The organism is Aeromonas oralensis (genome assembly GCF_049665575.1).
In the GTDB taxonomy this organism is placed as follows: Bacteria; Pseudomonadota; Gammaproteobacteria; order Enterobacterales; family Aeromonadaceae; genus Aeromonas; species Aeromonas hydrophila.
Genome location: NZ_CP187186.1, coordinates 3,291,010 through 3,316,422 on the forward strand (window position 1 = coordinate 3,291,010; position 25,413 = coordinate 3,316,422).

The 25,413-nt window shown below is 63.3% G+C and carries 19 protein-coding genes, 2 tRNA genes and 4 pseudogenes; 13 read left to right on the top strand and 12 right to left on the bottom strand.

The features are described 5' to 3' along the window. Positions 1-6: 6 nt before the first annotated feature. Positions 7-1,362: a sigma-54-dependent transcriptional regulator gene (locus ACPDZI_RS15195; RefSeq protein ID WP_017409121.1), complete on the bottom strand. Its 1,356-nt coding sequence runs from the start codon at positions 1,360-1,362 to the stop codon at positions 7-9. Positions 1,363-1,610: 248 nt separating this feature from the next. Between ACPDZI_RS15195 and ACPDZI_RS15200 the strand changes: the two genes are divergently transcribed. From ACPDZI_RS15200 to ACPDZI_RS15225, 6 genes and pseudogenes are all read left to right on the top strand, one after another. Beyond that, a complete protein-coding gene (locus ACPDZI_RS15200; RefSeq protein ID WP_438833419.1) occupies positions 1,611-2,453 on the top strand; it encodes a substrate-binding domain-containing protein in 843 nt (280 codons plus the stop codon). Positions 2,454-2,520: 67 nt separating this feature from the next. Next, positions 2,521-3,222 (top strand): ABC transporter permease, encoded by a 702-nt coding sequence (locus ACPDZI_RS15205; RefSeq protein ID WP_139707064.1) that lies wholly within the window; start codon positions 2,521-2,523, stop codon positions 3,220-3,222. 112 nt (positions 3,223-3,334) lie between these two features. Further along, positions 3,335-4,029, top strand: a pseudogene (locus ACPDZI_RS15210) (energy-coupling factor ABC transporter ATP-binding protein). Next, positions 4,001-4,639, top strand: coding sequence for a molybdenum cofactor guanylyltransferase MobA (gene mobA / locus ACPDZI_RS15215; protein WP_029299481.1), 639 nt, complete (start codon positions 4,001-4,003; stop codon positions 4,637-4,639). The pseudogene ACPDZI_RS15210 and the gene mobA overlap by 29 nt, the downstream one beginning before the upstream one ends. Beyond that, on the top strand, positions 4,636-6,381 hold the full coding sequence (locus ACPDZI_RS15220) for a bifunctional molybdopterin-guanine dinucleotide biosynthesis adaptor protein MobB/molybdopterin molybdotransferase MoeA (RefSeq protein WP_438833420.1): 1,746 nt from the start codon (positions 4,636-4,638) through the stop codon (positions 6,379-6,381). Before mobA ends, ACPDZI_RS15220 begins: the two co-directional genes overlap by 4 nt. Before the next feature lie 63 nt (positions 6,382-6,444). After that, the gene (locus ACPDZI_RS15225; RefSeq protein WP_438833421.1) at positions 6,445-7,503 is read left to right on the top strand and encodes an FUSC family protein; all 1,059 of its coding nucleotides are present in this window, start codon (positions 6,445-6,447) and stop codon (positions 7,501-7,503) included. Positions 7,504-7,572: 69 nt separating this feature from the next. Here ACPDZI_RS15225 and ACPDZI_RS15230 read toward each other — a convergent pair whose 3' ends face one another. The 9 genes and pseudogenes from ACPDZI_RS15230 to ACPDZI_RS15270 all read right to left on the bottom strand — a co-directional run bounded on the left by ACPDZI_RS15230 (position 7,573) and on the right by ACPDZI_RS15270 (position 14,753). Continuing rightward, positions 7,573-8,946 carry an HD-GYP domain-containing protein gene (locus ACPDZI_RS15230; RefSeq protein ID WP_017409128.1) on the bottom strand — a complete coding sequence of 458 codons (1,374 nt, stop codon included), beginning with the start codon at positions 8,944-8,946 and terminating at the stop codon, positions 7,573-7,575. Positions 8,947-9,033: 87 nt separating this feature from the next. Further along, the gene (locus ACPDZI_RS15235; RefSeq protein ID WP_076360281.1) at positions 9,034-9,654 is read right to left on the bottom strand and encodes a DUF3332 domain-containing protein; all 621 of its coding nucleotides are present in this window, start codon (positions 9,652-9,654) and stop codon (positions 9,034-9,036) included. Between the two features lie 128 nt (positions 9,655-9,782). Beyond that, entirely contained in the window at positions 9,783-11,078 is a 1,296-nt protein-coding gene (locus tag ACPDZI_RS15240) for a methyl-accepting chemotaxis protein (RefSeq protein WP_276843102.1), read from the bottom strand. A 194-nt stretch (positions 11,079-11,272) separates the two neighbouring features. Beyond that, the gene (locus ACPDZI_RS15245; RefSeq protein WP_438833422.1) at positions 11,273-11,734 is read right to left on the bottom strand and encodes a GNAT family N-acetyltransferase; all 462 of its coding nucleotides are present in this window, start codon (positions 11,732-11,734) and stop codon (positions 11,273-11,275) included. 78 nt (positions 11,735-11,812) lie between these two features. Then, positions 11,813-12,256 (bottom strand): DoxX family protein, encoded by a 444-nt coding sequence (locus tag ACPDZI_RS15250; RefSeq protein WP_024944144.1) that lies wholly within the window; start codon positions 12,254-12,256, stop codon positions 11,813-11,815. 5 nt (positions 12,257-12,261) lie between these two features. Then, a pseudogene (locus ACPDZI_RS15255) lies at positions 12,262-13,018 on the bottom strand (HvfC/BufC family peptide modification chaperone). Further along, positions 13,011-13,859 carry an MNIO family bufferin maturase gene (gene bufB / locus ACPDZI_RS15260; RefSeq protein ID WP_438833423.1) on the bottom strand — a complete coding sequence of 283 codons (849 nt, stop codon included), beginning with the start codon at positions 13,857-13,859 and terminating at the stop codon, positions 13,011-13,013. Before bufB ends, ACPDZI_RS15255 begins: the two are co-directional and overlap by 8 nt. A gap of 71 nt (positions 13,860-13,930) precedes the next feature. Continuing rightward, positions 13,931-14,194 (bottom strand): BufA1 family periplasmic bufferin-type metallophore, encoded by a 264-nt coding sequence (locus ACPDZI_RS15265; protein WP_016351554.1) that lies wholly within the window; start codon positions 14,192-14,194, stop codon positions 13,931-13,933. A gap of 358 nt (positions 14,195-14,552) precedes the next feature. Continuing rightward, a complete protein-coding gene (locus tag ACPDZI_RS15270) occupies positions 14,553-14,753 on the bottom strand; it encodes a YbfA family protein (RefSeq protein ID WP_011706879.1) in 201 nt (66 codons plus the stop codon). A 214-nt stretch (positions 14,754-14,967) separates the two neighbouring features. On the opposite strand from ACPDZI_RS15270, the gene ACPDZI_RS15275 reads away from it, so the two are divergent. Beyond that, positions 14,968-15,261 carry a hypothetical protein gene (locus ACPDZI_RS15275; RefSeq protein WP_011706880.1) on the top strand — a complete coding sequence of 98 codons (294 nt, stop codon included), beginning with the start codon at positions 14,968-14,970 and terminating at the stop codon, positions 15,259-15,261. Positions 15,262-15,324: 63 nt separating this feature from the next. On the opposite strand, the gene ACPDZI_RS15280 is transcribed toward ACPDZI_RS15275, so the two are convergent. Both ACPDZI_RS15280 and ACPDZI_RS15285 read right to left on the bottom strand, forming a co-directional pair. Next, positions 15,325-15,398: transfer RNA gene (locus ACPDZI_RS15280), tRNA-Cys, on the bottom strand. Between the two features lie 55 nt (positions 15,399-15,453). Beyond that, a tRNA-Gly gene (locus ACPDZI_RS15285) sits at positions 15,454-15,529 on the bottom strand. A 250-nt stretch (positions 15,530-15,779) separates the two neighbouring features. Between ACPDZI_RS15285 and ACPDZI_RS15290 the strand changes: the two are divergent. The 6 genes and pseudogenes from ACPDZI_RS15290 to ACPDZI_RS15315 all read left to right on the top strand — a co-directional run bounded on the left by ACPDZI_RS15290 (position 15,780) and on the right by ACPDZI_RS15315 (position 25,352). Next, a pseudogene (locus tag ACPDZI_RS15290) lies at positions 15,780-19,216 on the top strand (ATP-binding protein). A 402-nt stretch (positions 19,217-19,618) separates the two neighbouring features. After that, positions 19,619-21,305, top strand: a pseudogene (locus ACPDZI_RS15295) (ABC transporter substrate-binding protein). A gap of 118 nt (positions 21,306-21,423) precedes the next feature. Next, complete coding sequence (locus ACPDZI_RS15300; RefSeq protein ID WP_011706883.1) at positions 21,424-22,407, top strand: ABC transporter permease; 984 nt, start codon at positions 21,424-21,426, stop codon at positions 22,405-22,407. A 1-nt stretch (position 22,408) separates the two neighbouring features. After that, entirely contained in the window at positions 22,409-23,329 is a 921-nt protein-coding gene (locus tag ACPDZI_RS15305; protein WP_011706884.1) for an ABC transporter permease, read from the top strand. Beyond that, on the top strand, positions 23,326-24,348 hold the full coding sequence (locus tag ACPDZI_RS15310) for an ABC transporter ATP-binding protein (RefSeq protein ID WP_011706885.1): 1,023 nt from the start codon (positions 23,326-23,328) through the stop codon (positions 24,346-24,348). The genes ACPDZI_RS15305 and ACPDZI_RS15310 overlap by 4 nt, the downstream gene beginning before the upstream one ends. Positions 24,349-24,359: 11 nt before the next feature. Continuing rightward, on the top strand, positions 24,360-25,352 hold the full coding sequence (locus ACPDZI_RS15315) for an ABC transporter ATP-binding protein (protein ID WP_016351558.1): 993 nt from the start codon (positions 24,360-24,362) through the stop codon (positions 25,350-25,352). The last annotated feature ends 61 nt before the right edge of the window (positions 25,353-25,413 follow it).

Here is a 25,413-nt window from a genome sequence, read left to right on the forward strand (position 1 = left end):
GCCGGCTCATTCGATGGCCCACTCCTTGAACTTGCGCTCCAGGGTCTTGCGCGCCACCCCGAGCACCCGGGAGGCGGCCGACTTGTTGCCATCATGGCTCGCCACCACCTGCAGGATGTGCGCCTTCTCCACCTCGGCCAGCGCCCATTCCAGCGGATAGCCCTCCTCGCTCCGTGCCGACTCGGCCGGCTTGGCGCTCTGCCAGTACTCGGCGGGCGGCTTGCCCAGCAGCAGGCAACGCTCGATCAGGTTGCGCAGCTCGCGCACGTTGCCGGGCCAGGGGTAGGCCTGCATGGCCACCACGTCCTCGTGGGTCCAGTGCAGGGCACCCATGCCCATCTCGGCGGTGAGCTGGCGGGTGAAGTGGTGCACCAGGGCCGGGATGTCGTCGATCCGCTCGCGCAGGGGGGCCACCGGCAGCGCCACCACGTTGAGGCGATAGAAGAGGTCTTCACGAAAACGGCCCGCCTCCACCTCCGCCTTCAGGTTGCGGTTGGTGGCGGCGACGATGCGCACGTCCACCGAAAGCTCCCGCTCGGCCCCCACCGGACGGATGGCCTTCTGCTCCAGCGCCCGCAGCAGGGAAGCCTGCATGGCGAGCGGCATCTCGCCGATCTCGTCCAGAAACAGCGTGCCTTGGTGGGCGACCCGGAACAGGCCGTCGCGCCCCTTGCGGGCGCCGGTAAAGGCCCCCTGCACGTGACCGAACAGCTCGCTTTCGAGCAGCTCGGGGGCGATGGAGGCGCAGTTGAGCGGCACGAAGGCCCCCATCCGGCCGGAGAGCTGGTGCAGGGCGCGGGCCACCAGCTCCTTGCCGGTGCCGGACTCCCCCTCCACCAGCACGGCGGCGTTGGAGGGGGCGACCCGGGCGATCAGCGTCTTGAGCTCGCGGGTCTTGGCGCTGTCGCCAATCAGGGTGGGCGGGAACAGCTTGCTCACCTCCCGGCGCAGCAGCAGGTTCTCCCGCTCCATCTGGCGGCGCTCGATGACCCGATCCACCGCCTGCACCATCTGATCCAGGTTGAAGGGTTTGAGAATGAAGTCGCTGGCGCCGAGCCGCAGCGCCTTGAGGGCGGTCTCCATGTCGCCGAAACCGGTCATGAAGATGATGTCGCTGCGTCGGGTGGCGGGGTCGATGGCCTCGTGCCACTCGATGCCGGAGCGCCCCGGCAGGCGGATGTCGGCGATGATGAGATCAAAATGCAGGCGGCAGCGCAGGGCCTCGGCCTCCTCCACGCTGGCGGCCGTCTCTATCTGGGCGAAGCGGCGGGCCAGCGCCTTGGCGAGGAAGCTGCGCATGCCGGGTTCGTCGTCGACGATGAGCAAGGAGAGGGCGGACCAGCGGCTGGCGGGTGCAGTCATGAAAAAAGTACCTCAGATTCGACAAGGTTCCGGGATTGTCCCACCGACCTTATAAACTGTGGGACATTTTGTCGCTAACCGGCCCCAAGTGCCAACTCCGTTTATTAAAAGCGACGGTGCCATCACGCAATTAGTGCGCTTAACCGACTGTTTTCACATTAAAAACCGGGCAGAACAAGGCACGTGGTCAGCTTGGCACCCTGCTTGCTTAGTCCTGCCCTCTCTCCATCACCGGGTACCCTGACATCATGATCACAGCCACAGTGCGCAAACGCCTCGCCCTTGCCCTCTCCTCCGCCCTGCTGCTCAGCCTGCCGCTCTGGAGCGCTGCCAGCCATGCCGAGACCAAGGCGCCCATCCGCCTCGCCACCACCACCAGCACCGAACAGTCCGGCCTGCTGGGCTGGCTGCTGCCCCAGTTCACCAAGGAGACCGGCTACCCGGTGCAGGTGATGGCGGCCGGTACCGGCCAGAGCCTGAAGATGGGCGAGAACGGCGACGCGGATCTGGTGATGACCCACGCCCCCTCTGCCGAGAAGGCCTTCGTCGAGGCGGGCTTTGGCATCGAGCCTGAGCACCTGATGTACAACGACTTCGTCATCGTCGGCCCGGCGAAAGATCCGGCGGGTCTGTCCAAGCTGCACGATGCCGCCAAGGCGCTGCAAACCATCAAGGACAAGGGGCAGACCTTTATCTCCCGCGGGGACGAGTCCGGCACCCACATCAAGGAGAAGACCCTGTGGCAGGCGGCCGACGTCAAGCCTGAGTTCGCCGGCTACAAGTCCATCGGCCAGGGCATGGGGCCGACCCTGACCATGGCTTCGGAGCTGGGTGCCTACACCCTGACCGACCGCGGCACCTGGCTCGCCTACCAGAGCAAGCTGGATCTCGCCGTGCTGCTGGAGGGGGACAAGCGGTTGTTCAACCCCTACCAGGTGATCTTGGTCAACCCCAAGCGCTACCCGGATCTCAACACCGAAGGGGCCCGCACCCTGAAGAACTGGCTGGTCTCCCAGCATGGTCAGCAGCTTATCGGTGACTTCAAGGTGGCCGGCCAGCCGCTGTTCGTGGCCGATGCCAAGCCGCAGTGATGCCACGGCCGACCCTGCGCGACCTGCCCCTGGCGCCCCTCGCCACCTTGAGTGACGGAGGCGCCCGGTGCCGACCCTGATCGAAACCACACTGGCCGCCCTGGCGCTGCTGTTCAGTGGTGACACCGAGCTGTGGCAGGTGGTGGGGGTCTCCTTCTCGGTATCGGGCCTCGCGCTCGGGCTGGTGCTGCTGCCGGCCCTGCTGCTCGGCTTCGCGCTGGCCTATCTGCCGATCCCGGCGCGCTGGCTCTGGCTCTCCTGCATCAATACCCTGCAGTCGGTGCCGACCGTGGTGATTGGCCTCTTGCTCTACATGCTGCTGTCGCGGGCCGGCCCCTTCGGCGACTGGAAGATGCTGTTCACCCAGCAGGCCATGGTGGTGGGGCAGATGCTGATCGCCTTTCCGGTGATCGCCACCATGGCTCACGCGGCGTTCGTGCAGAGCGACCGGCGCGCCTGGGAGACCGCCCGCACCCTGGGGCTCTCCTGGCCCAAGGCGCTGCTCGGGCTGATGCGTGAGTGCCGCTTCGGCCTGTTGGCGGCGGTGATCGGCGCCTTCAGCCGCATCGTCACCGAGGTGGGCTGCTCCATGATGGTGGGGGGCAACATTTTGCACTTCACCCGCAACATCCCCACCGCCATCGCGCTGGAGACCCAGAAAGGGGCCTTCACCCAGGGGGTGGCGCTCGGCATCGTGCTGCTGGCCCTGGCCCTGCTGCTCAACCTGTTGCTGACCGCGTGCCGTGGTCACAGCTATCTGAAGAACTGACCATGGCGCAGCGCACTATTATCCATAGCCAAATGCTGACCCTATCTCTGTCGCGGCCACGGTTATGTGAAGAACCGACCATGCCCCCACCGTCCATCCACCGGAGTACGCCATGGCCCTGACCGCCTACCAGCTGATGATGCGCTTTGGCGAGCGCGACCTGTTCCAGATTGAGCAGCTCTCCATCGCGGCCGGCGACGCCATCTGGCTGCGCGGCGCGAACGGGGTGGGCAAGACCACATTGCTCAAGATCCTGGCCGGCCTGCTCACCCCGACCCGGGGCCACACCAACCTCCCCTCTGGCTGGCGCGGCAAGCTCGGCCAGTGGCTCAAGCGCGATCCGGGGCCGGGCCGGGTCACCTACCTGCACCAGACCCCCTACCTGTTTGATCGCAGCGTGCACGACAACGTGGCCTGGGCCCTCGGCCATCGCGCCGCCGACGAGGTGCGGGTGTTCGAGGCGCTGCGCCGGGTCGAACTGGAGAGCCTGGCACGGGAGCACATCAGCATTTTGTCTGGCGGCGAACGCCAGCGGCTGGCCATGGCTCGTGCCTGGGCGCTGCAGCCCGCCTTTTTGCTGATGGACGAGCCCACCGCCAATCTGGATGCACATTCGGTTGCCCTGATGGCCGCCATGGCGCAAGATCTGCGGGAACAGGGCAGCGGCCTGGTCATCATCAGCCACCAGAGCAACGATCTGACCGACCTGTGCGAGCGGCAATGGACCCTCGCCCGGGGCCGGCTGCACGAACCCACTCTTTGAAAATCATCGAGCGACATGACCTCAAACAGCGAACCTCGTACTGACCGCTTTCCCGTCTCCGCCGTGGTGCTGGCCGGCGGCCGCGCCACCCGCATGGGGGGCGCCGACAAGGGCTGGGTCGAGTTGGCGGGCCGCCCGCTCATCGACCACGTGCTTGACCGACTGAGGCCCCAGGTGGACGAGATCCTGATCAACGCCAACCGCAGCCAGGCCCGCTACCAGGCGCTGGCCCCGGTCATCGGCGACGACAACCCCGACTATCTCGGCCCGCTGGCGGGCATGCAGGCCGGCCTTGCCGCCGCCCGTCACGACTGGGTGCTGTTCGTGCCCTGCGACGGCCCCGCCCTGCCCCGCGATCTGATGGCGCGCTTTCGCGCCGCCCTGACTCCGGCGACCGAGCTGGTGGTGGCCCATGACGGCGACTGGCTGCAACCCGTGGTGGCCCTGCTGCACAAATCCCTGCTCCCCTCCCTGTCCGCCGCGCTGGCCGAGGGAGAGCGCAAAATCGATATCTGGTTTGCCCGCCACCAGATGGCGGTGGTGAGCTTTGCCGACCAGCCGGATGCCTTCATCAATCTCAACAGCCCGGACGAGCTGGCCGCCTACGAGGCGCGCCTGCCAGACTCCGCGACCGGACAAGGAGCCACCTCATGACCCCGGCCCCCACCCTGCCCCTGCTCGGCTTTGCCGCCTGGAGCGGCACCGGCAAGACCACCCTGCTCGAGCAGCTCATCCCCCTGCTGGTGAGCCGCGGCCTGCGCCTCGGGGTGCTCAAGCACGCCCACCACTACTTTGACATCGACCAGCCGGGCAAGGACAGCCACCGCCTGCGTCAGGCCGGCGCCAGCCAGATGATGGTGGCCTCCCGCCGCCGTCACGCCCGCATCGTTGAGACCGATCTGGGTGAGGCCGATTTTCGCGAGCTGCTGGCCAGCTTCGATCAGCGCAGCCTCGACCTGCTGCTGGTGGAAGGGTTCAAGCACGAGCACTTCCCGAAAATCGAGCTGCACCGCGCCGCCATCGGCAAGCCGCTGCTGTTCCCGAGTTATCGCGACATCATCGCCGTGGCCAGCGACCAGCCCGCAGAGACCACCCTGCCCCGGCTCGACATCAATGATCTGGAGGCCATCGCCGACTTCGTCTGCCACTGGCTCAAAGAGAGTCAGACGCGGGAGCAGGAGGCTGGCAACGGCTTTCTGTCGGTCGAGGGGGCGCGTCAGGCCATTCTTGACGCACTCGCCCCCTCTACCCGCAGCATCGACCTGCCGCTCGCACGCTGCCAAGGCGCCGTGCTGGCAAGCGACCTGGTGAGCCCCATCAATGTGCCGCCCCACGCCAACTCGGCGATGGACGGCATTGGCCTGCGCAGCGACGATCTCGCCGCCGGCCGCTGGCTACTGGTGGGAGAAGTGCTGGCGGGCCGGCCGCGCAGCGAGCCGGTACTGGCCGGACAGGCGGTGCAGATCATGACCGGCGCCCCGCTGCCCCCCGGCGTCGACACCGTGGTGATGCGCGAAGAGACCCAGCTTGACGGTGAATGGGTCAGCGTCAGCGCCCCCATCAAGGCGGGGCAGAACGTGCGTCAGGCCGGCGAAGATCTGGCGCTGGGCGCGGTCGCCATCGCGGCCGGCACCCGCCTCGGTGCCCCTCAGCTCGGGCTTGCAGCATCCCTTGGTCAAGCCCGGCTCAGCGTGCGTACCCCGCTCAAGGTGGCGCTGTTCAGCACCGGCGACGAGGTGCAGGCACCGGGCGAGACGCTCGCCCCCGGCCACATCTTCGACAGCAACCGCTTCACCCTGATGGCGCTCATCGCCGGGGCTGGCTGCGAGGTGATGGACCTTGGCATCATCCCCGATGATCCCGTCATCCTGCGCCAGCAGCTGGCACAGGCCGCGGCCGACACCGACCTGGTGCTGAGCTCGGGCGGGGTGTCGGTGGGCAATGCCGACTTCATCAAGCAGGTGCTCGCCGAGCTTGGCCAGATAGCCTTCTGGCGCATCCAGATGCGGCCGGGCCGTCCGCTCGCCTTCGGCAAGCTGGGGCAGACCCCCTTCTTCGGCCTGCCCGGCAACCCGGTGGCTGCCATGATCTGCTTCCTGCAATTCGTCGAGCCCGCCATCGCCCGCCTGCAGGGCCGGGTGTGGCAACCGCTGCGCCTCTCCGCGCTGGCCGAGCAGCAGATGAAGAGCCGACCCGGGCGCACCGAGTTCCTACGCGGCATCTTCCATCAGGATGCCAGCGGCGTGCTGCGGGTGCGCACCACCGGGCCGCAGGGTTCCGGCATCCTCAGCTCCATGAGCGATGCCAACTGCCTGATTGAAATCGTCCCCGCCCAGCCGGCCATCGCGGTCGGCGAGCGGGTCTGGATCCACCCACTCCAGGGACGAGTGGCCTGATACCGGTCTCCACCCCGCCGGGCGTGGCGGGGTGGCTGCCCCCATGAATCCGAGGCTTGTCCCTTGCGCCTGAATGCCCCCCTCTCCCGGCTCGATCTGCTGATCTACGGTCACTACCGCATCGTCCACGGCCTGCGCATCGCGCTTGCCTTCATGCTCACCTTTCTGCTGACCCGCGAGCTGAAGCTGCCAGAAAGCACCTGGCCCCTCATCACCCTGGTGGTGGTGATGGGCCCTATCTCGTTCTGGGGCAATGTGCTGTCGCGCGCGCTGCAGCGGGTGGTCGGCACCATCTTCGGCGCCAGCTGCGGGGTGGTGGCGCTCTATCTCGAGCTCTACTCCCTGCCACTGATGCTGCTGTGGTGCGGCTGCATCATGTTTTTGTGCGGCTATCTGGCGCTCGGCAAGCGCCCCTACGTGGGGCTGCTCATCGGCATCACCCTCGGCGTCACCATGGGGGCCATGCCCGGTGACATCGAGACCGCCTTGTGGCGCAGTGCCGACGTGATCCTGGGTTCCCTGCTGGCGCTGCTGTTTTGCAGCATCTATCCCCAGCGCGCCTACAGCCACTGGCGACTGCAGATGCACGACACCCTGCAGCAGGCCCAGCGGCTCTATCACACCCACCTCTCCCCCAACGTACTGGAGCGGCCGCGCCTCGCCCACAGCCACGCCAGATTGCTCTCCAAGATGGTGAGCCTGCGCCCCCTGCTGACCCCGGCCGTCAAGGAGACCCGCCTTGGCAGCGCCCTGTTCGAAGCGATCCAGACCACCATGCGCAACACCCTCTGCACCCTGGAGATGCTGGCCAACACCTACTGGCGCGATCGCCAGAGCCACTTTCTGATGCAGAGCACCCCGGAGCTGCGCGCCTGCCAGCAGGCGACCGAGGCGCTGATGAGCGAGCTGGCGCTGATGCTCAAGAGCGGCGAGCTGCAGGGCTCGGAGCTGGCCATCAGCCGTCTGCAGAAGGCGGCCGGTAGGGTGCGGATCGACGCCGGCGGCGAGGCCGCCATCAGCGGCTATCTGTGGCTCAACCTGCAGCTCACCGAGCAGCTCACCCACCTGCGCCGGCTGCTGGGCCTGGTGATGCACCCGCCCCGCAGCCAGAGCCACCCATAGCAAAACGCCCCGCAAAGCGGGGCGTTGTCATCTCAGGCCAATGGCTTGAGGCCAGATATGGCGCCAACATTAACTGGCGTTTGCCAGCGGCTGCTCGAACGGGAGGTAGAGGGAAAAATCCTGGATCCCCGCCTGCAGGGCAGCAAAGCAGTCCGGATCAATGGCCGACCCCAGCGTCTCGGCCATCATCTCCAGCGCCTGGGGCACCGGGATGGCGCCGCGATAGGGGCGTTTGGCCGTGATGGCATCAAAAATGTCGGCCGTGGTGATGATGCGGGTCTCCAAGGCTATCTCGTCCCCTTTCAATCCTTTGGGATAACCCTTGCCATCGAGGCGCTCATGGTGGGCCCCCGCCACTTGCGCCAGCTCCTCGAACGCCCCGATGCGACTCAGGATCTCCTCGGTATAGGCGGCATGCATCTGCACGGCGGCCCACTCCTGCGCATCCAGCTTGCCCGGCTTGTCGAGAATGGCGTTGCTCACCCCCAGCTTGCCCACGTCGTGGAGCAGAGCGCCGCGCTTGAGCCAGCGTCGTCGCTGCTCGGACAAGCCCATCTGGGTGGCGAGGATGTCGGTATAGAGCGCCACCCGGCCACTATGACCAGCGGTGTAGGGACTTTTGGAGTCCACCACCTGGCCGAACGCCGCCGCGATCTCGTCCAGATAGTCTTCATCCAGAGCGACTTCCCCCTGCCCGGCCGGGTGAACGAACACCCACTCAGCCAACCTGGGATCCGCCAGTCCTTGCCAGAAGTCATCATCCGCCAACGCCTCAAACTCGCTAACCAATTGAGGATCAAACCAGCTGCCGCTGCGCTCGCGCAGCTCTTTGAGGGCTGCATCAGGGCCAGCAGTAGCGTGAAACACATCCACCACCTGGCAGAGCAGCGCTATGCGAGAGAAGAGCGGAATCGCGTCACCGGCCAGTTGCAACGGACGACCTTTGCCGTTCCAGTGCTCATCCAGAGAGAGGATGCCGGCGGCGACCTCTTCACTGAACCGCAACTGGCGAGCGATGTCCGCCCCCCGGTGGCAACGGGTCTGGATCAATTCGTTGGCTATCTGATCGCCGTTGCGAAAGATATGGAACAGGCTGCGAAAACGCCCCAGCAGATCCGCCTGCAAGCCGGTGTGGCCCAGCACGAAGTTGACCACCTCGGAGAGGGAGCCATCCACCAGCTTGAAGTCGCGTTTGAAGTGAAGATCGTCGGTGAGATAGAGCTCGCAGATACGGGCCGCATTGCTGCTGCACCCCAGATCCTTGAGCAGCAGCATGTAATAGAGATCATGGCGCTGCCGGGCATCCAGCGCCAACCGCTCGGCCAGCCGGGAACCTATCCAGCAACAGCGAATGCAGTGCCCTCTTGGTTGTCCCTCGGTCATGTCGAGTGCATGACTGAGGGAACCAATCAACTCTGCCAACCGCAATCCATTCACCGTCATAGCCTGCTCCCTTGGACATCATGGCGATCTTGCCTGCTGACTAGGTATACCTTATCCAGAGAGGAATAGATCTGGATTCAGATGAATTTACGCCTCGGCGCTGCCAGTCCGGGCTTTTTCCTCCAGCTGGGCCGGGGTCAGGGTCGACACCAGCCGGCCGTCGAAGTAGATGTCCAGCAACGCGCCGCGCTGCTCGCCACGCATCAGGCTGCTGCGCCCGTCCAGGTAGTGCACCTCCATCTGGGCGGTGCGCTCGTCCGGGTAGCTCACCTCCACCTCACGTACCCCTTGCGGCAGCATGGCCAGCGGCACCTTGTTGAGGGACGGATCCAGGTGCTGGTTGACCTTGATCAGGGCGTCCAGCTTCTGATCCACCAGCGCCGGCGACTTGCCGGTGATGGGGTTCTTGCCCGACCAGAATTCGATGGTGTTGAACACGAACAGATCGGCGGTGGCCGCCAGGCCGTAGACCGGCGAGAGCAGGACGAAAACCCCGGCCCGGCCGTAACGGTTGTCCACCACGCTGAGGTTGCCCTTGGTCACCATGGAGGAGAGCCCCATCTGCCCCATGCAGCCGCTCAGTCCCACGCTTGCCACCATGCCCGCCAGCAGCGCCAGTGCCCTGCCCTTTCTTCTCGTTGCCATCGTCTTCGCTTGCTCCAGAAATAATGAGGCGGCAAGCCTAAACAGGCCGCCACCAACGGGCAATTCACAAGCAGGGCGCGATACAGCGGGGGTTCAGACTGGGATATTGACTGCTCACCATTCACACAGCCTGTCGAAATAACGGCCAGGATGACAGCCTGCCTCTCACGAGGCAGGCCCCCTGAACGACATCAGATGGAGAGGCTGGAGACGGTCGCCGAGACGTTGTTGGCCTCCTGCCGGATCTCCGCCATCACTTCGTTGACCTTATCGATCTGCTGCTTGCCGAGCTCGGCGCTGCCGGCCACCCTAGCCATGTCGTCGGTCACTTTGGCGGTCAGCTCGCGGTTCTTCTGCACCACCTTGGCAATCTCGTCGGTGGAGAGCGACGTGCGTGCCGCCAGCTGGCGCACCTCATCGGCTACCACTGCGAAACCGCGCCCCTGATCCCCGGCCCGGGCCGCCTCGATGGCCGCATTGAGGGCCAGCAGATTGGTCTGATCGGCGATGCTGCTGATGGTGGAGACAATCGCCTCGATGCTTTTGGACTGCTCGTTGAGCTGGTTGATGAGCAGAATGGTCTTGTCCACCTGCTCGCTGATGAGCGACGAGGTGTCCACCACCGAGCGCAACAGATCCGCCCCCTGCTCGGCACTGCGCAGGGTCTCCTGGGCCGTGGCATGGGCCACCTGAGCGGCATCGCGCACGGCGTGGCTCTTGGTCACCCGCTCGGTGATGTCGCTGGCAAACTTGATGACCCGGTTCACCTTGCCGCTTTCGTCGCAGATCGGGTTGTAGGTGGCCTCCAGCCAGATCGCATCGCCATGACTGTTGCGCCGCAAGAAGAGCCCGGACTTGAACTGTCCCTGAGCCAGCTCCTCCCAGAAGCGGGGGTGCTCTTCATAGAAGGCGTCATCGCAGAACATGCGGTGATTGCGCCCCTTTATCTCGGCCAGGGTGTAGCCGAGACAGCTCAGGAAATTGGGATTGGCCGAAATGATATCGCCATTCGGAGTGAACTCGATAATCGCCAGCGAGCGTTCCAGCGCCTTGGTGATCGCCTGCTGGCTCAGCAGTTGTTGATGCTTGTCAGTAATGTCGCTGGCGATCTTGATCACCCGGGTCACCCGCCCCTGCGACTTGACCGGGAAGTAGCTCGCCTCCAACCAGACCACCTCGCCCCGCTTGTTGAGACGCGAGAAGATGCCGGACTTGACCCGGCCCTGCTTGAGCTGGGCCCAGAACTGCTGGTAATCGGCAGAGCGAGCCAGCTCCGGGCTGCAAAACATTCGGTGGTGCTGCCCCTGCAACTCCATCGCACTGTAACCCATCAGGCTCAAGAATGGCTGGTTGGCCTCCAGGATCTCGCCATCCGGGGTGAACATGATGGTTGCGATCCCTTCCTTGACCGCCTCCACGAAGCCCTGGGATTCGGCCAGCTGTGCCTGGCAGGCCTGCAACTGCGCCTTCAGCTTGTTGTTGAACATGGATGTCATACCTCTGTACTGACAAGGTGGAAAAGGGCACAAGACTCGGTGCTGGGTGAACCGTCACGAACCTGTTGAGGCTGATCTTAGTTGAGCACCGTGGTGCGATCAGAATTTGGCCGATATTTTGCCACAGCCGGCGAGGGGCTCGCAGTGCGAGCCTGCGCCTGATACGTGCCAGGCCCGGCGAGGGATCACCCGAGCTGCCACTCCAGGTAAGCCGGATTGACCACAAAACCGATCCGTTCATAGAGCGGGCGCCCCTCGTCGCTGGCGTGCAGCCAGACCCGGCCCAGCTGCTGTGCCCTGGCATAGTCCGCCATCTGATCCAGCAGGGCGCCGGCCAACCCCCGCCGGCGGTGGGCCGGCAGGGTATACATGTTGAGCAGATAGCCCTCCCTCCCCGCCAGGTTGCCGGGATAGGGCGGGCGCACGAAGAGGGCCAGGGTCGCACTCGCCACCACCTCGCCATCCACTTCCGCCACCCAGGAGCGGGCGCTCTCCTCGGCCTGCGACGTGCTGAAGTAGCGGCTGGTCGCCTGCCAGAGATCGAGGTCGGCCAGCGGTTCGCTCAGCTCCCCCACCTCACAAAACAGTGCCATGCGCAGGGTCACCAGCGCGGGAATGTCTGCCTGCGTTGCCTGACGGATGATCATCGGCGCTTCTCCTTGTAATGCTCGTTGAGGTGAACAGGCACCCCACGGGCACCTGAACAAAGCGCCAGTGTGGAGACTTCACGCCCGCCTGGCAAGGCGCCACTGGTCCCAGGCCAGCGGCCCCGCGCCCCAGACGACCAGAGTCAGCAGCATCCAGCCCCACAGCTGGTGATCGTAAAAACCGCCGGCCCAGAGGGTGGGATAGGAGATCACCGCCACCATGTTGAAGGCAAACAACAGGGCGGCGACCGGCCGGGTAAAAAGCCCGACCAGCAGCAGCACCGGCAGCAACAGCTCGGTGGCCGTGCCAAGCCAGGCCGCCCACTGCCAGGGCAGCAGGGGCACCTGATACTCGAATTCGAACAGATAGAGGGTGCTGTCCCAGGCGCTCAGCTTGAGCCAGCCGGAACGAAAGAAGGCCACCGCCACCCAACATCTGGCCAGCAGCAACAGGGCACCGCTCAGCCACCAGGGAACGGTGGGGCCCACCGGTTGCATCAGTGTCCACTTGTGATTTGTCATCGAATTTACTCCAGCGTTGAGGTCACATCGACCAACAGGCCCAGGGTGACGAGGCGGGACAGAGACTCTGCAGCCTGCGAGTCCCGCGCCAGCAGGGCCGACAGGGAAATGCCCTGGCGGCAGCCATCCAGCAGGCGCCACTCTCCTTCGCTCAGGCTCAGCGGCAATACCCGGCAATCGGGCTGTTTCTTGAGGGCGAGCCAGGCGGGAGCGGCCAGATCCTGCACTGTTTCTCCCTCGTGCAGGGCCATCTGCCATAGAGCATCAACCGGGCGCGGGCTGTTGAACAGGCACAGATCGCAGGCCGGGATCAGCACCAGCGTCTGCCAGGCAGCTGGCGGCAGGGCGGCTACCCGCTCGGCCGGCCAGTGGCGCTGCTCGGCAGCCAGCAAACTGGTGCGCTCCAGTGCCCACTCGAAGCGGGCCAGCTCTCCCAGCCAGGGCAGATTTGCGGTGGTCGGCAGCCGGGCGAGCCAGTCGCCAAAGCCGGCACCGTAGTGCATCACGCTCCCTTCGTAGAGCGGCTCTGCCAGTACGAAGCCGCGCGCCGCGGCGTCGAAAAACGCCTCCCCCACCATGGCTTTGACGGGCCGGGTAGCTGCCCGCCAGCACCTCGCCAAGGCTCAGGATGAAGTGGTTGCGATAGACCTGCAGCACGGCATCCGCCGTAAAGAGACGGGAGTGGATGTGGGGCAGGATGGCCTCGCTCTGGCCAAGCAGCCCCTCGGCAAACTGCTGCTGCCGGCGAGCCAGTTCAGACATGGGCGGCCTCCGGCACAAGATCAGCGGCCATGGCGGCGTCCAGCATGGCGCTCGCGCGCTCGGCCTCCGCCAACAGCACGGGGAGCGGGGGGATCTCGAGGTCCCACTCGATCAGGGTGGGAATGGCGCGCTTGTGGCAGATCTCCTCATAGAGGGCCCACACCGGCTCGCTCACCGGCGCGCTGTGGGTATCGATGTAAAGATGCCCCCGTGGCAGAGACTGATCGGTAAAACCGGCCAGGTGAATTTCGCCCACCGTAGCGATGTCGATGGCAGCCAGATAGTCGCGGCACGCAAAGCCGTGGTTGAAGGCACTGACGTAGAGGTTGTTGAGATCGAGCAGGATGGCGCAGTCGCTGCGTCGCTGCAGCTCCGCCAGAAACTCCCACTCCGGCATCTCCCCCGCCAGTTGCAGGTATGAGGAGGGGTTCTCAATCAGCAGCCGGCAGCCAAGTGCATCCTGCACCTGCATGATCTTGTCGCTCATGGTGAGCAAGGCCTCCCGGGTATAGGGGACCGGCAGTAGATCGTTGAAGTGGCGCCCCCCAATGCTGCCCCAGCTGAGGTGTTCCGAAATGCGCACCGGTTTGATGGCGCGGGCCAGCGCCGAGAGGCTGGCGAGGTGTTCAAGGTCGAGTGCATCGGCCGAGCCCAGCGACATATCGACGCCGTGCAGGCTGACAGGATAGTGCCTGGCCAGCTCGCTCAATACCTGAAAACCCCGGCTGTGACGTTCAAAGTAATTTTCGCTGTGCACCTCCAGCCAGCCAACCGCCGGCAGGGTGCGCAATATCTCGTCGTAATGGGGCGTGCGCAATCCAATACCAATCAAGGGGTTCATCGCAAAGCCTCGCTGCAAACCAGCCAAAAGAAGGCCACGGTGCCCCTGGGGCAACACCGTGGCACCCAGCCTTACTTGGGTTGCAGCGAACCGCCCGCCAGCTTCTCGCACAGCCCCTTGGGCACCACTACGAAGGCGTCACCCTGGGCATCCATCTTGGCGGTACCTGCACAGGAGCTGGTCTTGGTCGCGCAGTCGTTCTTGCTCGCCTTCACCACCCCGTAGCACTTCTCCTTTTCATCAGCAGCCATGGCAGGGGCGGCGACAAACTGGGCGCCGAGGGCCAGCAGACCGGTCATGGCGGAGGCGATGGCAGTGCTCTTTTTAACGTTCATTTTCTGTTCCTTCTGATTGTGTGTGGTGTGCCCGATCGGTCACGACCGGATGCCCTCCATAGAACCGGGGCGCCGACGAATTGATTTCAAAAAAAATGCAAAATCGACACATCTATAAAAAACACAATTGTCAAAATATTGTTTTTAAAGGGTTATTTCATTCCCCTTTCAAATGTTCTTTCGCCATGAAAATGTGCACTGCGCCACCCTGCCGCCGCCAATCCCCGGGTTGCAGGCAATAAAAAACCCCGCTACAGGGCGGGGTTTGATTGGCACGATACAACCGTGCGGGCATCGGCGGCCGATACTTGATGACAAAAAAGACAGCCGCAGCTGTCTTTTTCAATTGAAACCTGACTTAGTAGAAGATCCGCTCGCCACGCTCGCTCATCTTGAGCCATACCGGCTTGGTGCTGGTCTTGTTCCAGATCCGGTGCAGATAGCTGTAGAAACGGGCCCGATCGCTGCGAAACAGCATCACGGGGAAGGCCAGCATACCCACCAGCAGCACATAGATGCGACGAAGAATTATCTGAGTCAGGGAATAGGGATGAAACATGATAGAACTCCTTACTGGTAAGACCACTGAGCAAAGATTACTCCACAATTTGTAGGATTACTACACCAAGATTCCCATTTTTTTGCAAAAAGATCCCTTAAAAGCCTTAAAGTGAAATTGGGTTACATCCATTAACTTACAGGCAACAAAAGCTGGCAAAGCAGCTCCCGTCGACCAGATTTAATGAGTTGGCACTCAAGATGGAGTCGGTGCGATGAAACCCGCAGAAATGGCGATCATAGGGATACTGGGCCTGCTGCTCTGGTCGGAGTGGCAGGATTGGCAGCTCAACCAGGCCGACAGCATCACGCTGGCCTACAAGGGAGCGCCCACCGTCAGCATGTGGCAATGTGGCCAGTTGAAACAGAAGATGATGGATGTGACCGAACACTCGGCCGAAGTGCAGTTTCAATACCGGGGACAGGACCTGACGCAGGTCAACCGCTATTTGGAACGGGAGTGGCAGCAGCAGGGCTGTGAGCAGCTGTTGTTGCAGCAAGGATATTGAGCAGAGTGATCCACACCGGGCTGGTGTAATGAAAATGCGTTATGGGATGAAACAAGAAGAAGATGGAGGCACGTTCCGGAGTCGAACCGGACTAAACGGATTTGCAATCCGCTGCATAACCGCTTTGCTAACGCGCCATGCTGACAAGGCATTGCCTTGAAAGTGATATCCATGATTGGTGCCATGGAAAATTGGAGCGGGAAACGAGACTCGAACTCGCGACCCCGACCTTGGCAAGGTCGTGCTCTACCAACTGAGCTATTCCCGCCTGTACTGCTTCGCTGCCAGTTGCCTGACAACGAGGCGCATTATACGTACCCCGAGCGCGGGCACAACCCTTTTTTCGCACTTTGAGCCCTTTCCCGTGCTGTTTGCTCAGGGTTTAGACGGCTTGCCCAAAAAATCCGCACCAGGCTGTGACCCCACAGGCGAATTTGAGATAAAGTCATTGAAATGATTAGCCTTTAGTCAGAGACTTGCTGCGGTTAGTAACCGGATTCTCAATTGAAAATCACCCGATGAAATGGATCTTCAAGCCCCGTGGGCTCAGGCCGCAGCTGATGCTGGCATTTTTCATGCTAGCCATGGTGCCCTTCCTGGTCGTCACCCTGTTTTTCCTCTATAGCCACGGCAAGGATCTCACCACCCAGACTTCCAACCATCTGGTTTCCGTTCGCAACATCAAGAAGAACCAGCTGGAAGACTATTTCGGCAACCTCAAAGAGCAGATCATCAACTTCTCCCAGCAGGATTTTGCCGGCAACAGTATCGGTCGCTTCTATGGCTTCACCGGTGCCTTCGAGAAACTCGGCACCACACCGCAGGAGGCTCGTGCCCGTGCCCAGGCCCGCTATGTGCCGGGCTCCTGGGATCAGCTGCAAAAACCCGACAGCACCAGCGACATCGAACCCTCCATCAGCGCCCTTATCCTGGCGGACGAGATGTACGGCCGAGTGCATCAGCGTTTTCACCGCGGCTACGCCGACATGGTGCGCAAGTCCAACTACAGCGACATCTTTCTCATCGATCTCAACGGCGACGTGGTCTATTCGGTCACCAAGCACGCCAACTTCGCCACCAACCTGCTCTCCGGCCCCTACCAGTCGAGCGGACTTGGCAGCACCTTCGCCAAGATCAAGCGGCGCCTCGACGGCGGCCAGAAGCCGCAGCAGATCTTCGAGTTCACCGATTTTGGCCGCAACGAGCTGACCGGCCAGGTGGTCGCCTACATGGCCGCCCCCGTGATGCAATACGACTATGTGCGCGGCGTGGTGATCTTCGAGCTGCTGCCTGACAAGCTCAACCAGATCATGGCGGAGCGGGAAGGGCTCGGCGAGACCGGCGAGACCATCCTCATCGGCCCGGACAAGCGGATGCGCGCCAACGCTTGGCTGGCGCCTGAATTCAGCGTGGAGAACAGCTTTCGCCCCAACTTCCGGCCGCTACAGACCCCGCTGGTGGTCAAGGCGCTCTCCGGCGAGCAGGGGGTCGGGCTGTTTCGTTCCTACCACGATGACGAGGTGTTGGCCGCTTACACCCAGGTGAAGGTGTTCGACACCGAGTGGGCCTTCATCGCCGAGATCTCCACCAGCGAGGCCTATCGCCCCATCCGCCAGCTGGAGACCCTGGTGATCCTGCTGGGGGCCGGCTCCCTGCTGCTGCTGATCCTCTTCTCCCGCTGGCTCTCCCACTCCATCACGGCGCCGCTGCGCTCCCTCACCGCCGCCGCCGAGCAGGTGGCCGACGGTGCGCTGGATCACCCCATCGCCATCGAACGCACCGACGATGACATCGACCGGCTCGCCCAAGCGTTTCGCCACATGCAGCGCTCGGTGAAGGACAAGATCGAACTCATCGAACGCCAGACCCAGGAGCTGCAGCAGCAGGTCAAGCTGACCCACAAGCAGAACCTCAGTCTGCAGCAGGCGGACAAGCTCAAGGATGAGCTGCTGGCCAACACCTCCCACGAGCTACGCACCCCCATTCACGGCATCAAGGGGATGGCCGAATCCATGCTCGCCAGCCAGCAGGACTTGACCGAAGGGCAGCAAAAACAGCTGGGGCTCATCATCAAGAGCGCCGACGGCCTGGCCCGGCTGGTGGACGATCTGCTCGACTACCACCAGATGCGCTACGGCCAGCTGGAGATCCACCCCCAGCCGGTCTCCTCCAAGGGAGTCATCCGGCTGGTGCTGGATCTCTGCCAGCACCTGGTGCAGGCCAAGCCATTGACTCTGGTGGACATCAGCCCGGTGGAGCTGCCGCCGGTGCTGGCCGACGAGCAGCGGCTCGAACAGGTGCTCTACAACCTGGTGGGCAACGCCATCAAGTACACCCCGCAGGGCAAGGTGGTGCTGAGCGCCCTGGTGGAGGACAACTTCCTGCGCATCAAGGTGACCGACACCGGCATCGGCATAGCCCCGGATCACCTGGAGCACATCTTCGAGCCGCTGGTGCAGATGAGCCCGGAGGTCAGCAAGCAGGGGGCCGGCCTCGGCCTCTCCATCACCCGCCAGCTGGTGCACCTGATGGGGGGCGAGCTGTTCGTGGAGAGCGAGCCGAGCGTCGGCTCCACCTTCGCCTTCACCCTGCCGCTCGCCAGCGGCAAGGCGGGCAGCCTGACCCTCGACAGCCGCCAGATCGAGCACCAGCTGGTGCGCCAGCAGCCGCTCGCCCTGCCGGACTGGGAGAGCGATGACCTCCCCCTCCTCCTGAGGATGCACCCCTCATCCTGGTGGTGGACGACGAGCCCATCAATTTGCACATCCTGCGCCACCTGCTGCAGCCCTGCGGTTATCGCATCCTGCCCAGCAGCGACGGCCACGATGCGCTGGCCAAGCTGGCCGAGGAGCCGGTCGACCTCATCCTGCTGGATGTGATGATGCCCACCCTCTCCGGTTTCGACGTCTGCCGCCGGCTGCGCCAGCAGCACCCCAAGGAGAAGCTGCCGGTACTGCTGCTCACCGCCCTCAACCAGCCCAAGGACATCGAGGAGGGCTTCAACGCCGGCGCCAATGACTATCTGGTCAAACCCTTCTGCAAGGAGGAGCTGTTCGCCCGGGTCAGGGCACTGCTGGAAGCCAGCGCCGGGCGCGCCTCTCTGGTGGAGAACCGCTTGCTCAAGCAGGAGATAGAGCACCGTCTGCTGCTGCAGGAGCAGCTGCATCAGGATCAGGAGCGGCTGCTGGGTCTGCTCGGCGAAGGAGCCGATCCCATGGTGTTCATCGATGGTCAGGGCACAGTGCTGTTCGCCTCGCGGGCACTGGCCCGCCTGCTGGGCCAGGAGCCGGAAGCCATGGAGGGGCAACCGCTGGACGACTGGCTCGCCAGCCCGCTGACCAGCCAGTGGCCCGATCTGCATGATCGGGGGGAGCAGCAGCTGGCGTTTCTGGTGGCCGGGCAAAAAGACGAGCTCAATGCTCGCGCCCTGCCCATCAGCCTGGGGGGGCAGGCCGCCTTCGCCCTCACCCTCAGCACCGAACTGCGGCAGGACGAGAACCGGGTGATGGCGCTGGAGAACGCCCTCAAGAGCCTGTCACGCCAGGCCATCATCGAGGATGGCCAGCTGCTGGGCGAGCTGAGCCGGCTGGGCGGGGAGTTCCGCTCGCTGGCCGACGACCTCATCCGCCAGCAGGATGACGAGCCTCTGCGCCGCGCCTTGGTGGACACCATGCGGCTCACCCTGGATGCCTGGCAGCAGAGCACCGGCAAGGGCAAGATAGTGCTGGCCGAGAAGAGCAAGCTGTGGCGGGTCTACATGGACCGCTCCAGCCCGCAGACCCGCACCCTCGACAAGTACCTGAGCCTGGATACCCTGCCCAAGGCGCCGCGCTGGAAGACGGTGGTCGCCACCGCCGAGTACGTGCTCAATCACGGCCAGCTCAACGAGGTCCAGCGCCAGCAGTTGCACCACAGCGCCCAGACCCTGCGCCAGCTCGCCAACCGCAAACCCTGATATCCACCGCCCAATCTGCGCCCTGGCTCACACTTGCCGGGGCGGTTTTTTTTTGTGCAGAATTAAGCCTTCGCCATACGTCAAAACGAGAGCCGATCCAATTCACACAATTGTCATGAAAGGTCGATTCACAGGGACTTATTACGCCAAAGCAATTAACATAACATGATGATTTAAATCGAGTTAAAAGCAGTTTTGACGAAATTGACGTGAGGGCGTCGATTTTTACGATATCGACGATCTGAACAGTTGTTGTTTTCCTGTTAACTCTGCTTTGCTAGGGACGTTGGATGACACAACTACAAGGGTGCAAAACCTGGCCAACATTGAGGGCCGACCTCCCCAGCATGCGAAGTCGGTGCTCAAATCCAAACAAGGAATATAAATAAGAAAGGAAATAATATGCTTGCCAAAGTATCCAAAATCTCTACTGCTGTAATGCTGGGCACCATGATGCTTGCCGGCGCTGCCGGTAACGCCATGGCGGCCCGACAACAAGACGGTGCTGACCCTGGTCGCACAACAGGAGACCGCGTGGGTCAAGAACTTCAACCCCTTCCTGCAAGCGGGTCTGTTGCACACCACTCGTCACTTCATCTATGAACCTCTGGTGATCTTCAACGATATGCAGGGTGGCAAACCCGTCTATCGTCTGGCCACCCATTACGAGTTCAGCAAGGACCTCAAGTCCGTCACCTTCGATCTGCGTGACGGCGTGAAGTGGTCGGACGGGCAGCCCTTTACCGCCGATGACATCCTGTTCTCCTTCAATCTGGTCAAGGCCAACAAGGCGCTGGACGAGCGCTCAATCTGGACCCAGATCAAGAGCGTCGAGAAGCTGGCCCCCAACAAGGTCCAGTTCGACCTGACCGACGTCAACACCAACGTGGTGAACGATCTGGTACTGGTACCCATCGTGCCCGAGCACCAGTGGAAGTCGGTGAAAGACCCGGTCGCCTTCACCAACGACAAGCCAGTCGGCACCGGTCCCTTCACCGAAGTGGACAACTTCTCCGCCCAGCTCTACACCCAGTGCCGCAACCCGCACTACTGGGACAACGCCAACCTCTCCATCGACTGCCTGCGCATGCCGCAGATGGCCACCAACGACCAGGTACTGGCCGCGGTAATGAAGGGTGACGTGGACTGGTTCGGCTCCTTCGTGCCGGACATCGAGCGCCTCTACGTCGGCAACGATCCGAAGAACAACAAGTACTGGTTCCCGGCCTCCGGCACGGTGGCGTTCAACGTCAACTTCCAGGCCAAGAAACCGGGCAACCACGAAGCCTTCAACGACATCAACTTCCGTCGCGCCTTCTCCATGGCGATGGACCGCCAGTCCATGGTGGATATCGCGGGCTACGGCTACCCGACCGTCAACGAGTACCCGTCAGGTCTGGGCAAGGCGTTCGACTCCTGGAACAACCCGGAAGTGGACAAGAAGTACGGCAAGTACAACAAGTTCGATCTGGAAGGCGCCAAGGCCCTGCTGAAACAGGCCGGCTACAAGGATTGTGACGGCGACAAGTTCCTCGACACCCCCACCTGCCAGAAGATCGAGTTCAAGGTACTGGTACCGAACGGCTGGACCGACTGGGTCAACACCGCCCAGATCGGCGTGGAAGGGCTGCAGGCACTGGGCCTGAACGCCAAGACCGCCACCCCGGAAGCCACCGTCTGGACCGAAAACCTCATCACCGGTGACTTCGACGTCGCCCTGCAGGGTTACTTTGCCGGTGCCAACCCGCACAAGTATTTCGAGACGGCTTTCCACTCCCGCAACATGGGTGAGCGCGGCAACCGCTTTGCGGCACCCCGCTACAAGGATCCGGCGCTGGACAAGCTGATCGACGACTTTACCCAGACCGCCGATGCCGCCAAGCAGAAGGAGATCATGTTCGAGATCCAGGACAAGGTCGGTGCCAACCAGACCATCATCCCGGTGTTCAACAACCCGACCTGGTACGAATACAGCACCAAGCGTTTCCACGGCTGGTTCAGTGCCGACAACCCGGTCGCCAAGCCGCAGGTTCACCCGGACACCCCGGAGCGTCTGCTGCACGTGTTGTCACTCAAGCCGAACAGCTAATCAATCCCGGCCCCCTGCGGGGGGCCCTCTTCCCCGCCCATCCCCCTTTTTCCCGGCTCTGCCGGGGTTGGGGTAACTATGCCCGGCGCGGGGCGGGCCAGCAGTAAAAGGTATCATCATGGGATTCATACTGAGACGCTTTTCCTTCTATCTGGTCGCCTTTCTGGTGGCCGCCACCATCAACTTCCTGCTACCCAGAGCCATGCCGGGGGATCCCGTCTCCGTCATGTTTGCACGGGCCGGCGCCATGATGGAACCCGCCGCCCTGGAAGCCCTCAAGGCCACCTTCGGTTTCGTGGACGGCCCCATCGGCACCCAATTTCTCACCTATGTGAAGAGTGTCTTCACCTGGGATCTCGGCACCTCGGTGCGCTACTACCCCCAACCGGTCGCCGACGTGCTCGGCCGCGCCATCGGCTGGACCCTGTTCCTGGTGGGCACCTCCACCATCCTGAGCTTCTCCATCGGTTCCATCGTCGGCATCTTCGCCGCCTGGCACCGGGGCGGACGCATGGACAGCTTCCTCTCCCCGCTCACCCTGGTGATGCAGGCCATTCCGCCGGTGGTCATCTCGCTGCTGGCGCTCTTCCTGTTCGGGGTGAGCCTGGAATGGCTGCCCATCGGCTACGCCTACAGCCCGGAGATCAAGCCTGACTGGGGCTGGGAGCACATCAAGAGCATCCTGACCCACGCCATCATGCCGGTGGGCACCCTGGCCATGGTGCAGGTGGGGGGCTTTCTCATCACCATGCGCAACAACATGATCAACCTGCTGGGCGAGGACTACATCACCATGGCCAAGGCCAAGGGGCTCTCCAGCAACCGGGTGATCTTCAACTACGGCGCCCGCAACGCCATCTTGCCGAGCGTCACCGCCCTCTCCATGGCGCTGGGCTTCGTCATCGGCGGATCCCTCATCACCGAGGTGATCTTCAACTACCCGGGACTGGGTCTGACCCTCTATCAGGGCATTCTGGCCCGCGACTACCCGCTCATTCAGGGGCAGCTGCTCATCATGACCATCACCATGCTCAGCTTCAACTTCCTGGCCGACGTGCTCTACGTCTTCCTGGATCCCCGTCTGCGTACCGGAGGCAAATAAGATGCGCATGCCGACTATTCTGAAAATCCTGCTGGGCAACAAGAAGGCCGCCTGCGGCCTCTTCATCGTGGTCAGCTTCGTGCTGATGGCGCTGTTCGCCCCGCTGCTGGCCAGCTACGAGCCGACCAAGCGGGTCTCCCGCCCGCACCAGCCGCCCAGTGCCGAGTACGTGATGGGCACCACCCGCATGGGTCACGACATCTGGGCCCAGTTCACCAACGGCGCCCGCATCTCCCTGATGGTGGGCTTCGGTGCTGGCATTCTGGTGTGCGCCCTCGCCATCACTGTCGGCATCACCGCCGGCTACTTCGGCGGCGTCATAGACGAGTGCCTCACCTTCCTGATGAACGTGGTGCTGGTGATCCCCAACCTCCCCTTGCTGCTGGTGCTGGCAAGCTTTATCGGGGAAGCGTCACCGACGGTGATCGCGCTCATCATAGGCTTTACCTCCTGGGCCTATGGCGCGCGCGTCATCCGGGCCCAGACTCTGGCACTGCGGGAGAAAGAGTTCGTCATCGCCGCCGAGGTGCTGGGCGAGCCGGCCTGGCGCATCATCCTGGTGGAGATATTGCCCAACCTCATCTCCATCATCGGGGTGAGCTTCATCGGCTCCATCATCTACGCCATCGTCACCGAAGCGACCCTGGAGTTCCTCGGCCTGGGCGACCCCACCGTAGTGAGCTGGGGCATCATGCTCTACAACGCCCAGACCTCCAGCGCCATCCTGGTCGGCGCCTGGTGGGAGATCCTGGCCCCCTGCTTCGCCATCGCAACGCTCGGTGCCGGCCTGGCCCTGCTCAACTTCGCCATCGACGAAATCGCCAACCCGCAGCTGCGCTCCCACAAGGGGCTCAATCGCTGGAAGAAACTCGCCGCCCCCGTCACCACGCCGGTGCCTGCCGTACAGGAGAAGACAGCATGAGATCGCAACAACCCCTGCTGTCGGTACGCAACCTCTGCGTCGACTACATCACCGAGAACGGCGACGTGCGCGCCGTCAACTCGGTCAGCTTCGACATCGCCCCCGGTGAAGTGTTCGGCCTGGCCGGCGAGTCGGGCTGCGGCAAGTCCACCGTCGCCTTCTCGGTGGCGCGGCTGCACAAGCCGCCCGCCTACATCAGCGGCGGCGAGATCCTGTTCAAGGGGGAGAACATCCTCCATTACGGCGACGAGCGGCTGCGCTCCTACCGCTGGCAGCAGGTGTCGGTGGTGTTCCAGTCCGCCATGAATGCGCTCAACCCGGTGCTGCGCATGGAGGAGCAGTTCTGCGACGTGCTGCTGGCCCACAACCCGGGGCTGACCCGCTATGAGGCGATCAAGCGCGCCCAGGAGCTGCTCGCCATCGTCGACATCCACCCGAGCCGGCTCAAGGACTACCCGCACCAGTTCTCCGGCGGCATGCGCCAGCGGCTGGTGATCGCCATCGCCATGGCGCTCAACCCCGAGCTCCTGATCATGGATGAGCCGACCACGGCGCTCGATGTGGTGGTGCAGCGGGAGATCCTGCAGAAGGTCTATGCACTGAAAGAGAAGTTCAACTTCTCCATCCTGTTCATCACCCACGACCTCTCCTTGATGGTCGAGTTCTGCGATCGCATCGGCATCATGTATGCCGGTGAACTGGTGGAGGTGGCGCCGGCCAAGGCGATCCTGACCGCGCCGCTGCACCCCTATACCAAGGGGCTCGGCAACTCCTTCCCACCTCTGCACGGGCCCAAGACGGTGCTGGAAGGGATCCCGGGCACCCCGCTCAACCTGCTGGAGGTGCCGGTGGGCTGCCGCTTTCAGGCCCGCTGCGCCAGGGTGCACGAGCGCTGCCGCCAGCAGTACACCAAACTGGCCGAGATCCGCCCCGGCCAACAAACCGCCTGCCACCTCTATGAGGCGCAGGATGAGCAACAAGATCCCCTGATCTATCTGGACAAGGCCGCTGGCTGTTAAGGATGTCTGTCATGCAAATCGCCCAAACCGACGCCCCCATCATCGAAGTCCAGCACCTCTACAAGGACTTCCCCGTCAACTCCAACGCCATCAAGAGCGGCAAGATGCGGGCCCTCTCGGATATCACCTTCAACCTGCACCGGGGCCGCGCCCTGGCGGTGGTGGGAGAGTCCGGCTCCGGCAAGAGCACCATCGCCAAGATCATCGCCAAGATGTACAAGCTCTCCGGTGGCCGCATCCTCTATCGGGGCCGCGACCTCGAGGAGTTCAACAAGGGCACCGCCCTGCTCGACTACCGTCAGAGCGTGCAGATGGTGTGGCAAGATCCGTTCGGTTCGCTGAACCCGACCCACACCATCTACCACCACATCGCCCGCCCCCTGCTGCTGCACAGCAAGGTGATCGACAAGAAAGATCTGCCCGACATGGTCTACGGCCTGCTGGAGAAGGTGGGGCTCACCCCCGCCAAGGCGACCGCGGCCAAGTACCCGCACCAGCTCTCCGGCGGCCAGCGCCAGCGGGTCAACATCGCCCGCAACCTGGCGGTGGAGGCCGAAGTGGTGCTGGCGGACGAGCCCACCTCCATGCTCGACGTCTCCATTCGCATCGGCATCCTCAACCTGATGGAGCAGATGAAGGATGAACTCGGAGTCTCCATGCTCTACATCACCCACGACATCGCCACCGCCCGCTACGTGGCCGAAGATCTGGCGGTGATGTACGTGGGCCACATGGTGGAGTGGGGCGAGGTGGACGAGATCCTGCACCACCCCCAGCACCCCTACACCCAGCTGCTCATCTCGGCGGTGCCGGATCCCGAGAAGAGCATCCACGCCGAGCTGGAGGGGGGCCGCAAGGGGGAGATCCCGCTCTGGACGCCGGAATCCTGCGGCTGCCCGTTTGCCGGGCGCTGCAATCAGGCGATGCCCCGCTGCAAGGAGACCCTGCCCCCCGTCAGCAAGCTCGCCGACAACCACTTCGTGCGCTGCTACCTCTACCAATGACAGACCGGCCGGACACGGCGTCCGGCCACGCCTCGCCACGGGGCCGTCAGGGCCCCGCAAT